Origin of the sequence: Niallia sp. FSL W8-0635 (genome assembly GCF_038007965.1) — a bacterium.
GTDB lineage: Bacteria > Bacillota > Bacilli > Bacillales > Cytobacillaceae > Niallia.
In genome coordinates this window covers 3,760,205-3,772,078 of the sequence record NZ_JBBOYD010000001.1, presented here as the reverse complement: position 1 = coordinate 3,772,078, position 11,874 = coordinate 3,760,205, and the positions used below count along the sequence as shown (strand labels likewise).

The 11,874-nt window shown below is 34.2% G+C and carries 13 protein-coding genes and 1 pseudogene; 12 read left to right on the top strand and 2 right to left on the bottom strand.

All coding sequences use genetic code 11. The features are described 5' to 3' along the window. From flgL to NYE52_RS18160, 6 genes and pseudogenes are all read left to right on the top strand, one after another. Positions 1 to 891, top strand: coding sequence for a flagellar hook-associated protein FlgL (gene flgL, locus NYE52_RS18185; protein ID WP_341194349.1), 891 nt, complete (start codon positions 1 to 3; stop codon positions 889 to 891). An 87-nt stretch (positions 892 to 978) separates the two neighbouring features. After that, entirely contained in the window at positions 979 to 1,566 is a 588-nt protein-coding gene (locus NYE52_RS18180; RefSeq protein ID WP_341194348.1) for a DUF6470 family protein, read from the top strand. 13 nt (positions 1,567 to 1,579) lie between these two features. Beyond that, the gene (fliW, locus tag NYE52_RS18175; protein ID WP_341194347.1) at positions 1,580 to 2,029 is read left to right on the top strand and encodes a flagellar assembly protein FliW; all 450 of its coding nucleotides are present in this window, start codon (positions 1,580 to 1,582) and stop codon (positions 2,027 to 2,029) included. 4 nt (positions 2,030 to 2,033) lie between these two features. Next, positions 2,034 to 2,255 (top strand): carbon storage regulator CsrA, encoded by a 222-nt coding sequence (gene csrA, locus NYE52_RS18170; protein ID WP_341194346.1) that lies wholly within the window; start codon positions 2,034 to 2,036, stop codon positions 2,253 to 2,255. Positions 2,256 to 2,506: 251 nt separating this feature from the next. Continuing rightward, positions 2,507 to 3,784 carry a flagellin N-terminal helical domain-containing protein gene (locus NYE52_RS18165; protein WP_341194345.1) on the top strand — a complete coding sequence of 426 codons (1,278 nt, stop codon included), beginning with the start codon at positions 2,507 to 2,509 and terminating at the stop codon, positions 3,782 to 3,784. A gap of 346 nt (positions 3,785 to 4,130) precedes the next feature. Further along, a pseudogene (locus NYE52_RS18160) lies at positions 4,131 to 4,247 on the top strand (flagellin); the annotation flags it as partial. A 58-nt stretch (positions 4,248 to 4,305) separates the two neighbouring features. Here the strand turns inward: NYE52_RS18160 and NYE52_RS18155 are convergent. Next, a complete protein-coding gene (locus NYE52_RS18155; protein WP_341194344.1) occupies positions 4,306 to 5,286 on the bottom strand; it encodes an endonuclease in 981 nt (326 codons plus the stop codon). Between the two features lie 181 nt (positions 5,287 to 5,467). Here NYE52_RS18155 and flaG point away from each other — a divergent pair, with 181 nt between their 5' ends. From flaG to NYE52_RS18130, 5 genes are all read left to right on the top strand, one after another. After that, on the top strand, positions 5,468 to 5,818 hold the full coding sequence (gene flaG / locus NYE52_RS18150) for a flagellar protein FlaG (RefSeq protein ID WP_341194343.1): 351 nt from the start codon (positions 5,468 to 5,470) through the stop codon (positions 5,816 to 5,818). Positions 5,819 to 5,833: 15 nt separating this feature from the next. Beyond that, complete coding sequence (locus NYE52_RS18145) at positions 5,834 to 7,366, top strand: flagellar hook-associated protein 2 (protein WP_341194342.1); 1,533 nt, start codon at positions 5,834 to 5,836, stop codon at positions 7,364 to 7,366. A gap of 19 nt (positions 7,367 to 7,385) precedes the next feature. Next, positions 7,386 to 7,787, top strand: coding sequence for a flagellar export chaperone FliS (gene fliS / locus NYE52_RS18140; protein WP_341194341.1), 402 nt, complete (start codon positions 7,386 to 7,388; stop codon positions 7,785 to 7,787). After that, a complete protein-coding gene (locus NYE52_RS18135; protein WP_341194340.1) occupies positions 7,787 to 8,122 on the top strand; it encodes a flagellar protein FliT in 336 nt (111 codons plus the stop codon). Before fliS ends, NYE52_RS18135 begins: the two co-directional genes overlap by 1 nt. A 200-nt stretch (positions 8,123 to 8,322) precedes the next feature. Next, the gene (locus NYE52_RS18130) at positions 8,323 to 9,084 is read left to right on the top strand and encodes a transposase (protein ID WP_341194339.1); all 762 of its coding nucleotides are present in this window, start codon (positions 8,323 to 8,325) and stop codon (positions 9,082 to 9,084) included. 144 nt (positions 9,085 to 9,228) lie between these two features. Here the strand turns inward: NYE52_RS18130 and NYE52_RS18125 are convergent, their stop codons facing one another. Beyond that, on the bottom strand, positions 9,229 to 10,398 hold the full coding sequence (locus NYE52_RS18125) for a glucose-1-phosphate adenylyltransferase (protein WP_341195226.1): 1,170 nt from the start codon (positions 10,396 to 10,398) through the stop codon (positions 9,229 to 9,231). Positions 10,399 to 11,262: 864 nt separating this feature from the next. Between NYE52_RS18125 and hpf the strand changes: the two genes are divergently transcribed. Then, positions 11,263 to 11,811 carry a ribosome hibernation-promoting factor, HPF/YfiA family gene (hpf, locus tag NYE52_RS18120; protein WP_341194338.1) on the top strand — a complete coding sequence of 183 codons (549 nt, stop codon included), beginning with the start codon at positions 11,263 to 11,265 and terminating at the stop codon, positions 11,809 to 11,811. Positions 11,812 to 11,874 lie beyond the last annotated feature (63 nt).

The following is an 11,874-nucleotide window of genomic DNA, read 5'->3' as shown; positions in this document are numbered from 1 at the left end:
ATGCGTGTTACACAATCAATGGTATCAGCAAACTCCCTTCGCAATATTAGCAATAGCTATAATAAATTAGCCGAACTAAATAATCAGGTTGCAACAGGTAAAAAAATCACAAAGCCATCTGACGATCCAGTAGTTGCAATGAAAGGAATGTACTTCCGTTCAAACTTAACTCAAGTCGAACAGTATAAACGGAATCTTTCAGAGCTTCATTTATGGATGGATAACTCGGAGGCAGGACTTGAGCAGGCGACAAGCGGACTTGATCGAGCTCGTGAGCTTTTACTGCAAGGGAAGAATGATACAAATAGTGTCGATGAGAGAGCTGCAATTGCAAAAGAAATCGGACAGCTTAAAGATGATTTGATAAATGTTGCTAATACAAAAGTTAATGGTAAGTATATTTTTCATGGTACAGATGTATCGAATCCGTTAGTAACGAGTGGATCACCTCCAACGGTTGCAGCAAATATTAATGACCCAGCAATTGATAATTATGGGGTTGAAGTTTCTCAAGGGATAACAATGAAGGCAAACGTTAGTCCTTCTAGTACATTTAATCAAGAAATGTTTGATGTATTACAAGGGATTGAAGATAAATTCAATAGTAATGATACAGAAGGATTAGATGATTTACTAGGGCGTCTTGATAATGTTCTTAACTCGATGAACAGTGAAAGAGCAGAGCTTGGTGCAAGGTCAAATCGCTTGGATATGGTGGAAGCGAGAATTGATGCACAGGAAGTAATGGCGACAAAGGTTCTTTCTGATAATGAAGATGTGGATATGGAAAAGGCGATTACTAATTTATCTGTTCAGGAAAGTGTCCATAATGCTGCATTAGCAGTTGGCGCTCGATTGATTCAAACGTCTTTAATTGATTTCTTACGATAAAAATGAAAGGAGGCAAGCCTGACTATTGTTTTTGGTCTGATGGTTTGGCTCCTTTTTTAATATTTGAATAAAAAGGATGTGAAAAGTATGTTTCCGCAAATCAGATTGCAATCGACGCCCGCGCGTTTGGATATGTGGGTAGATAAGGGTTCGTTAGAAATTCGGCAGAAACAGGCTGACATGGAGATGGAACAGCCGAAAGCAGAGTTAACGATTGAAAGAAGACCGTCTCAATTAACAATTGATCAAACGAAGGCAAGGGAAGATGTGGGTTATAAAAGTGTGCCACGGATGATTGAAGATGCAGCTGCTGAGGGAAAACAGGCTGTGATGGAAGGTATAGCGAGAAGAGGACAAGATCGTAATGAATTATTGCAAATTCAAAATGGTGGAAATGTAATTGCTAGCCAAGCAAAAAGAAATAGTCAAGGCGCACCGAAGCAATTTGGCTTAGGCTGGATTCCTTCTCCAAATAGTGTCCAAATTAATTATGACCCAGGAGAAGTGAATGTTTCGATTGAACCGAAAAAAGCGGTCATTAATACTAAAATAAACAATCCTGAAATTAATTACACGCCTGCTAAAGTTAATATCCAACTAGCACAGTATCCATCTTTAGAGATAGACTTTGAAAATTTAAAGTATATTGGGGTAAACTATGAACAATACATATAAAGGAATGATGTAAGTGAAAATTGCGACGAAATATCACGGTGAAAAAGAAATACAAGAAAAAGAAGTCATTACATTTCCACAAGCAATTCCAGGATTTCCTGAGGAAAAGGAATTTGTTCTCTTACCCCTTGATGAGGAAGGGCAATTTATTGTCTTACAATCGGTAGAAAATCAACAATTAGCGTTTGTACTTTCTAATCCATTTACCTTCTTTAAGGAATATGATTTTACATTAGAAGATCATATTGTTGAGCTATTGGAATTAGAATCAGAAGAAGATATCCAAGTTTTTTCTATATTAACTGTTCAAAATCCATTTGAAAAGACAACAGCAAATCTACAAGCACCTGTTGTTATTAATAGTAAGAGAAATATAGCAAAACAAGTAATCTTAAATGAACCAAATTACCACACAAAGCACCCATTATTTCAAAAAAATAAACCAAAATTGGTAAAGGGGTGATTCGATGTTAGTTTTGACACGGAAAAAAGGTGAGGTTATAAAAATTGGCGATGATATCGAAATAACGGTTGTTGCTGCAAAAGGAGAACAAGTGAAAATCGGTATTTCAGCCCCAAAGAATGTTGAAATATATCGTAAAGAGGTATATGAGGAAATAATTGCAGAAAATCAGCAGGCTACACTGGATGTTGCAGCAGTTATGAACTTGTTTAAAGGAAAGAATTGAATCATATATATTAGATAAAATGGCGTAGCTGATTAGTGGCTATGCTTTTTTATTTGCTGAAAACCTTATTTAATAGCAATCTCTAAAATTTTTTATAAAAAAATAAAAAATACTATAAAAAACTATTAAACTTTGAATAGCAGAGACGATATATAAAGTAAGAGGGGGAAGGGCGGCCGACCTTCCTAACTCCTATAAAACTATCATGTTCACAAGGATGTGAACACCTAAATTCAAGGAGGAAAACAAAAATGAAAATCAATCATAATATTGCAGCTCTTAACACTTACAACAAGTTAAACAGCGCAACAAATGCACAAAGCAAATCAATGGAGAAATTATCTTCTGGTCTTCGTATCAACAGCGCTGCTGATGATGCAGCTGGTCTTGCAATCTCTGAAAAAATGCGTGGCCAAATCCGCGGATTAGATCAGGCTACACGAAATGCTCAAGACGGTATTTCTTTAATTCAAACTGCTGAAGGTGCTTTAAGCGAAACTACTGATATTTTACAACGTATGCGTGAATTATCTACTCAAGCTGCTAATGATACAAATACTTTAGATGATAGAAAAGAAATACAAAAAGAAGTTGAACAGTTAAAGTCTGAGATCAATAGAATTTCTGACACAACCGAATTCAACACACAAAAATTATTAAATGGTAGCTTGGGAGCTCAGGGCCAATCTGCTGATACAAGTAAATTAGAAGTATTAAGTGTTACTGGTTTAAAGACAGGAAGCTATGATGTAACTGTAAATACTGCGGCAACACAGGCAACTAAGACATCTGGTGCGGCTGCAGATGATACTGCAATTGGAGCTGCAACTGGAGCATTAGTAATTAATGGAGTTACTATTGATACTACAGGTGTTACTGATGCTGCAAGTTTACAAGCAAAAATCAACTCATATTCTGACCAAACTGGTGTAGAAGCTAGTATTGAAGATAGTTCGCCTGCAGTGTTAACATCAACTGCATATGGAAGCTCTGCTCAAATAGATCTTTCAGGTTCAGGTGCAGCATGGACAGCAAATGATGTTTTAGGAAATGCTGAACAAGTAGACGGAGCTGATGCAGTAGTAACAATAACAAATGAAGAGAATGTATCTCAAGAAATTACTGGAACAGGTCAAAATATTGTTTATCAAGGTGCAGAGTTTAATGCGACATCTACAAATGATGGTGATGTAACATCATTTAACGTTACTTCAAGTGGAGCAACATTGCAAATTGGTGCAAATAAAGATCAAAACATGTTAATTGACATTAATGAAATGAGTACTAAAACATTAGGAAATGCTACAGTTGGATTTGTTAAAGATATTAATGTTCAAACACAAGATGGAGCAAATTCTGCTATTAAAACATTAGATGCTGCTATTCAAAATGTATCAGCTGAAAGATCAAAACTGGGTGCATTCCAAAATCGTTTAGATCATACTATAAATAACTTAACAACTTCTTCTGAAAACTTAACTGCTGCGGAATCTCGTATCCGTGACGTTGATTATGCTTTAGCTGCATAAAAAAGCAGTAACAAGCACAGTCGTCCTAGCTGGTAACGGCTAGAGATTACTATCGGGTGAATTGCTGGAAAACCCTTAGAGCTTTTCTTACTACAACGTAACTAGAAATGGTAGGCGTGAATGTGTGAAAAAAGAAAAGATTGGGCAATCAGCAGCCAAGCTCCTTACTTGAAAAAGTGGAGAAGGTTCAACGACTAGGATAAACCATCTAAGGCAAAAGCTATGATGATGAAATCCATAGGTGAAACAATATACATCAGTATTGTGAATCCGAAGTGCCCGACCCCTACTAGAAATATTAGAGGGTGAAGATATAGTCTGGTCATTTATGAAAGTAAATGTTCGCACGATGGCGAAAGAGATGATGAACCAAACAAAGAATTCTATTCTTTCTCAAGCAGCACAAGCTATGTTGGCTCAAGCAAACCAACAGCCGCAGGGAGTTCTTCAATTATTACGTTAATAAATAAAGAGTTTTTTAAAGAGATATCAGTTTTCCTGATATCTCTTTATTTAGTAGTTTATTGATTTAATAGGTTACTAATTTCTTTCTCACTCATTTTATTTATTCGGTAACATAATTCACTAATTTGGCTATTATTTAAACCACTAATATAGATACATTCTTCTAATAAGTCCCTCTGCTTTCCCCTAATAATAATTTGATAACTTTTTTTCGTATTAGTAAAATCCTCTAAAAAATAGTCGTTTATATATAAATTTCTATATCCGTTTTTAGACTTAAGCAATGATAGTAGTTTTGGAAGTGTATCAAGAATTTGATAGATTTCTTCTGTAGGAAATTTTATAGTTATAGAAAGTGGAAGTTTTATCGTTGTTCGTTTATCAGGTAATTTAGAAGGGAGAAAAAGAGCTGCTCTCCTTTTTCTATCCATACAAAAATGTATATATGAATCTATTATATGTAAAAAATATAGTATCTGCTTTTGATTATAAAGCAGTAGTCTATTTTGTTTATCTTGAGAAAATAGTATATGAAACTTTTGGTAAATTAATTGGACTAACAATTTGTTTTCTTCTTTAGTAAAGCATTCAGTAGATAAGGTAATTTTTTTTATTTTTGAATCTTTCATTATTAAGCATCCATCATCTTGATAAAACCATGCAAGGGCTAAAACATTTAGATATCTTTCTAAGAATGGAAATGGAAGGGTTTTTTTGCCTTCTGGATACCATACTTTCATTAACTCAGAAAAATATATACTGTTTCTTGATTGTGAATAATAATGTTCTGTATAGCCAGCTAAAATTCTAGGATCGATTATTTTTCTGTATTTAGGTGTAACTAATGGAATATATTGTTTCAGATCATGATAACAATGGAAAGTCCACTCTTTATCCTCGATTCGGTGACTAAATCGAAATCTAGCTTGTCTTCCTGGTGATTGAAATAAGTTTCCATCCCCAAGAAGTTTTCCAGTTAACATACATAATCCCTCATAAGAAAATCCTTTTTCTAAATTAGAGTATTTATTATCCATTACTATCATTTTCCTTTCCAAAAGAATATATGTTCTATTATATTGTAGGTCATTTCTCCCTATTAAACTAGTGATTTTCTCCCATTAAGCAATCTTTCAGTAATATTCCTTAAATCTTTCACTATTTAACCGATATAAAAAATATAAAATTCTAGTTTGTAATCACAGGGGGATAATTAACATGATAGAACGGATTGGTTCCCAGCAAAATCTTTACACACCTAGACAAGCGGAAAATGCAAATAGTTTAGAGAAAACATTGGATAGTAAACTGGATGTTCCATTGCAGCTTTATGGTCCAAAACCAAATAAAGAGCAATTAAATGAAGTAATTGAAAGTATAAATGCTTTTATGCAACCTTCTCATACTTCCTTGAAATTTGAGCTTCATGAGAAATTAAATGATTATTATGTAACGGTTATTGATGATGATACGAAAGAAGTTGTACGCGAAATTCCTTCTAAGAAAATGCTTGATATGTATGCAGCAATGAAGGAATTTATGGGCTTAGTTATTGATGAAAAGATATAAAAGAGGTGAGTTAGGATGGTATTAAGAATTGGTGGTTTAGCTAGTGGAATGGATATCGATGCCCTTGTTGAGCAGTTAATGACAGCTGAAAGGGTACCACTAGATAAGATAAATCAGAAAAAGACATATACAGAGTGGCAGCGAGATGACTACAGAGAGATGAATTCCTTGTTGCTGGATTTAGATAATACTATTTTTAATGGAGTTTCTAAGCAAGCTAGTTTTATTAAGAAGACAGTTGCTATTTCTAATTCAGATGCTCTATCAGTGAAGAATGTGAATTCTACGATTGATTTTTCTGGTTCAATGTCAATTAATAAGTTGGCTACAGCAGCTTCAATGCAAAGTATAGAAAAATCAAAAATAACTGATTCCTCTGCGAAACTCTCTGATATTGGTTTTCAGGGAAGTCAAATTATTGAAATTAGTGCAATTACAAAAGATGGTGTATTACAAACTGAACCATATAAATTAACCATTAAGGAAGATGATACCTTAGATAGTATAATTGCAAAAATAAATAAGGATTCTGGAGTAACGGCATTTTTTGATTCGAAATCACAGAAAATTTCTATCACAGCTAAAAATACCGGTGAAATGGCTAATGGATCTCCAGAGATTATTCTTTCTGATAATGGAGAAAGTCCAAATAAATTTTTCAATAATATTTTAAGGGTTAATTCTAATAATAATTTGGCTGCTGAAGGTTCAGGTGGTGAAGTTTACGGAACAAAAGGTTCTAATGCAGATATAACTTATAATGGTCTTAATATCACCCGTCCATCAAACACCTTCACCATAAATGGAGTAGAATTTACTGCTAAAAAAGTAACAACAGAAGCAGTAACATTCTCATCTACTCCAGATGTCGATGGTATTTTAGACACCATAACACAATTCGTAAACAAATATAACGAAGCAGTAGAAAAGATTCGCGCCAAAACAACGGAAACAAAGTATCGTGATTATCCTCCTTTAACAGATGCACAGAAAGAAGATATGACAGAGGACGAAATTGAAAAATGGGATAAGCTTGCGAAAAGTGGTACGTTAAAGGGTGACTCGATTTTAACGAATGTTTTAACGAAAATGCGTTCAAATTTTAGTTCACCTGTAAGTGGAACATCTACTTATTCACAACTATCGCAAATTGGGATTTCCACGACTGCAAATTATTTAGACGGTGGAAAGCTAACGATCGATGAAGATAAACTTAGAGCAGCAATTTCTGCTGATCCAAACGCTGTCTATGAGCTTTTTCAAAAGGATGGGGCAACAAGTTCGGAACAAGGAATTGCGCGTCGCTTAAGAGATAGCTTAAAAACAGCGATGTCTGATATCACGACAAAAGCTGGGAAATCGACTAGTGTAAATAATACTTTCACGTTAGGTAAATTATTAAATAATTATGACAGTCAAATTACTCGCTTTGAAGATAAGCTGGAATCCCTTGAAACTCGATATTGGGCTCGTTTTACGGCAATGGAATCAGCAATCAACAAGGCAAACAGTCAGTCTACGTATTTAACTAGTATGTTCAGTTCTTAATAAAAAGGAGATTTAAAAAATGGCTATTTCTAACCCTTATCAATCCTATCAGCAAAATTCAGTAAATACTGCTTCTGCTGGAGATTTGACATTAATGCTTTATAACGGCTGTCTGAAATTTTTACACTTAGCCAAAAAAGCAATAGAAGATAAAGATATTCCAACTCGCAATCTGAATATCCAAAAATCACAAAATATCATTAAGGAATTAATGGTAACCTTAAATATGGATATTGCGATTTCACAAAATTTGATGTCCTTGTATGATTATATGAACCGTCAGCTTATCAAAGCAAATATCGAGAATAATATTGCAATCATTGAAGAAGTGGAATCTCTTGTGATAGAATTCCGTGATACTTGGAAAGAAGCAATTGTTCTAAATCGTCAAAAGCAGCATGGTCAGGGCGGCCAAGCGTAATGGAAGCATTAAAGCAATGCTATGCCATTACTAATGAATTAGTGGAGCTGTTAAAGGGAGAAGCAGAAGTAGATACGGAGAAAGTTAATCAGCTTCTTGATCAGAGGCAGGCTTGCTTGACGCTACTTACGCCACCAACTACAGAAACCGAAAAGAAAATCGGACAGGCTCTCTTACAACAAGACAAAGAATTGGTTGCATTGCTACAAAAAGAAAAGCAATCGATTCAAAAAGAATTAAGAGGCTTAGAATACAAAAAAACATCGAATCAGAAATATGTAAATCCGTATCAATCTTTGCAAACGGATGGCATGTTTTACGATAAACGAAAATAGTGGGTCGAGGGGACAGGTTCCTTGTCCCACTTTTTTCTATTTAGTTAGAGGATTAGCTTTATTTTTGTTGAAATAATTAAGAATAGTTATTTCTCTTTTTTTTCCTTCTTTTTCCACATGTTTAATTCTTCCCAATCTATTTCCTTAAAACGAACAAATTTTCATGAGTAAATTTAGTTATTGCATAGAGGTGGTGCTTATTGGCAAGAAATCCAAGAAAAAAGAGCGTTAATGGTATTTATCACATTATTATAAGAGGCATTAATAGGCAAATTATTTTTGAAGATAACGATGATAAAATCCAATACTTAAAAACATTAAAAAGATATAAGGAGATTTGTAAGTATAAGTTATATGGTTATTGTTTAATGGATAATCATATGCATCTTTTGTGTAAAGAAACAAATGAATCTATTTCAGATGTAGTGAAGAGAATTAGCTCCAGTTATGTCCATTGGTATAATGCAAAATATGAAAGAAGTGGCCATTTATTTGAAGGGAGGTTTAAGAGTGAGACCGTTGAAGATGTGAGATACTTTCTAACGGTGCTTCGCTATATTCATCAAAATCCACTAAAAGCTGGTGTGTCAAAGAGTGTTTTGAATTGCAAATGGACTAGCATAAGGGAGTATCTTGATAATTCTAATTTGGTTGATACCGAACTGGCTCTTCAACTATTTTCGTATGATGAAAAGAAAGCATTAGAATTATTTAAAGCATATACTTGTAATCTTAGTGAAGAAAATTGTTTAGAGGTGAAAAACTCTGTTAAGATTGCTGATCAAGACGTTTTGGAGATAATGAGGAGTTTAGGAATACCAAATAGTTCTAGCCTACAGCAAATGAATAAAAAAGATAGAGATAAATTATTAAAGAAGCTGAAAGAAATAGAAGGGATAACTATTAGGCAAGTTGCAAGGATAACCGGTATATCCAAAAGTGTTGTTCAGCGTGCAAAATAAGATGTAGGTAAAACAGATTAGTTTCACCAACAGTTGGAAACATAGAAAGGGGGCTAATATCCAATTAATGTGGATATTAGCCCCGTTATTAGTTAATGGGACAAGGAACCTGACCCTCACTGTCCCAGTTATCCCACCAGTTAGTTAAATCACCCGAGACAACCCAACACGACTCTGCTTATTCTCCATACTCTCCCCAATCAACACAATCTCCGAATCTGCATCTTCAGGTGCAATGATACTATGATCTTCAACCATCACATTACATGCCGTTACACTCTTTTCAATGACCACATTTTCACCGATAACGGTTCCAGGAAGGAGTACGGAATCTTTTACGATTGCGCCTTTTCCAATAATGACATCATTGAAGATGACGGAGTTTTCTACTGTTCCATAAATTTCGCAGCCTTCACTGATAATGGAGCGTTTTACGGTAGCGGAAGATTCGATATAGGATGGGGCAAAGCACTGTTCGTGGGTAAATACGGTCCAGTCTTTGTCATTTAGAAAGATATTGCTTTCTCTCGATAATAAATCCATGTTTGCTTCCCAGAAGCTGTCAATTGTCCCAACGTCCTTCCAATACCCTTTAAACGTATAGGCATGTAATTTGCGGTTATCTAAAAGCATGGCAGGAATAATGTCTTTCCCAAAATCTTTCGAAGATAGTTCATTTTTTTCTTCTTTTTGTAAATAGTTTTTAAGTGTTTTCCATTTGAAAATATAGACACCCATCGAAGCAAGGTTCGACTGTGGGTTAGCTGGCTTCTCCTCGAAATCAACAATACGATTATTCGTGCTATCTGTATTCATGATGCCGAAGCGGCTAGCTTCTACCCATGGAACTTCTGTCACAGAAATCGTTGCATCTGCACCTGTTTTTATATGCTGTTGTAACATCAGATTATAATCCATTTTATAGATATGGTCACCAGAAATAACAAGAACATTTTCAGGGTTATACTGGTCAATATAGGATATATTTTGATAGATAGCATGAGCTGTACCATCATACCAGCGTTCTTCAGTGCCACATTGGTATGGTGGAAGGATGCTAAGTCCGCCATCTCTGCTGTCTAGATCCCAATCTTTCCCGTCTTTAATGTAATTTTGCAGTACATGTGGCTGGTATTGTGTTAATACACCAACGGTATCTATTCCTGAATTACGGCAATTGCTTAAAGTGAAATCAACGATACGATATTTTCCTCCAAAAGGTACAGCTGGTTTTGCTAATTCTTCTGTCAATTTCTTAAGTCTTGTCCCTCTTCCTCCAGCTAAAAGCATTGCGATACATTTTTTATTCAAAATAGATCCCTCCAGTATGCGTTATCAAATCTTTATTTGTTAGAATTTCAAGATAAAGTAAGATACTCCTTATTTTTCCAGAAAGTTTTCAAATTTTAAGAACATCTCTTAAAAAGCAAATGTTCCTCCTGTTTCTATTAATAAGTAGATCTATTTTGGTTATAAACGGTCGTCTTCCCAAAGCTTATAAAAATACTCTTCCTCTTCCAATTCTTTTAATTCTGCTTCATGCTGATTTTGTAAAATCTTTTCACTCATTCATTTACCTCCAAGTTAATTTCTTTGTTGTGTTCATTGTAGCAAATATAAATCATTGAATTGTAAAAATATTTTGATTAATTTCGATAAATCTCGACACAATAACAGTATGTGATACTCACAATTCCATCTATTGTTAGGAATATAGGCTTCTCCTAATAGATTATGTCGAAATGTTTTTAAATAGAGCAAATAATTGTCTAGATATTTAACAACAATAGGATTAAACTTTATTTAGAAAAATACTATTCATGCCTGTCTTTTGCCTATCTGATTTATTGGAAGAACTAGTTCTTTTAGTAGAAACGGGCATTTTATTTTCAAGGAACGGCATGTATTTAATTATGCTGTATATATATCCTGTACACATTAATTTGAAACATTTTCTGACATAAAAAATTGCTGGAATTATTATACTAGAAATTATTATGAAAAAATTAATTAGGAATGTTCACAACTTTGTCGAAATTTCATATCGTTTTAGCAGGATTTTGATAGGGTATGCTAGAAATATATAGTATAGTCAAAATGATTCCTTATAGGTATATTTCTAATTACCATTAGGAAAAAATAAGACTTGCACTGGAAACTATAAAGGAGGAGTAACTTATGAATTTCAACATTAGAGGAGAAAACATTGAGGTAACTCCAGCAATTAGAGAGTATGTCGAAAAGAAAATATCCAAATTAGAAAGATACTTTTCTGAAACACCAGATGCACAAGTTAACGTTAATCTAAAAACGTATAATGACAAAATGTCTAAGGTAGAAGTTACGATTCCAATGTCCCAATTGCTGTTGCGTGCAGAAGAAAATCATATGGATATGTATGCAGCAATAGATTTAATCTCTGATAAATTAGAAAGACAAATAAGAAAACATAAAACGAAAGTAAATCGTAAGCATAGAGAAAAAGGAAATCTTAATGAATTATTAGGTTCTTACGAAAACGCACCAAATGCGGAGGATGAAGAACAGGATCAAGAGATTGTCCGTCAAAAACGTTTCAATCTAAAACCGATGGACAGCGAGGAAGCAATCCTGCAAATGGACTTATTAGGCCATAATTTCTTCGTCTACACAGATGCTGAAACAAACAATACCAATATCGTCTACAAGCGTAAAGATGGAAAATACGGATTAATAGAAGCACAATAATAAGAAAAACCTGCAGTGATAAGCTGCAGGTTTTTCTTATTAAGTGAGTAAGATATAGTGAAA

Excerpts from the sequence above, each read along its gene's own strand:
- flgL (WP_341194349.1), top strand. The coding sequence starts at position 1 with ATGCGTGTTACACAATCAATGGTATCAGCAAACTCCCTTCGCAATATT.
- NYE52_RS18180 (WP_341194348.1), top strand. The coding sequence starts at position 979 with ATGTTTCCGCAAATCAGATTGCAATCGACGCCCGCGCGTTTGGATATG.
- csrA (WP_341194346.1), top strand. The coding sequence starts at position 2,034 with ATGTTAGTTTTGACACGGAAAAAAGGTGAGGTTATAAAAATTGGCGAT.
- NYE52_RS18165 (WP_341194345.1), top strand. The coding sequence starts at position 2,507 with ATGAAAATCAATCATAATATTGCAGCTCTTAACACTTACAACAAGTTA.
- NYE52_RS18155 (WP_341194344.1), bottom strand. The coding sequence starts at position 5,286 with ATGGATAATAAATACTCTAATTTAGAAAAAGGATTTTCTTATGAGGGA.
- flaG (WP_341194343.1), top strand. The coding sequence starts at position 5,468 with ATGATAGAACGGATTGGTTCCCAGCAAAATCTTTACACACCTAGACAA.
- NYE52_RS18145 (WP_341194342.1), top strand. The coding sequence starts at position 5,834 with ATGGTATTAAGAATTGGTGGTTTAGCTAGTGGAATGGATATCGATGCC.
- fliS (WP_341194341.1), top strand. The coding sequence starts at position 7,386 with ATGGCTATTTCTAACCCTTATCAATCCTATCAGCAAAATTCAGTAAAT.
- NYE52_RS18135 (WP_341194340.1), top strand. The coding sequence starts at position 7,787 with ATGGAAGCATTAAAGCAATGCTATGCCATTACTAATGAATTAGTGGAG.
- hpf (WP_341194338.1), top strand. The coding sequence starts at position 11,263 with ATGAATTTCAACATTAGAGGAGAAAACATTGAGGTAACTCCAGCAATT.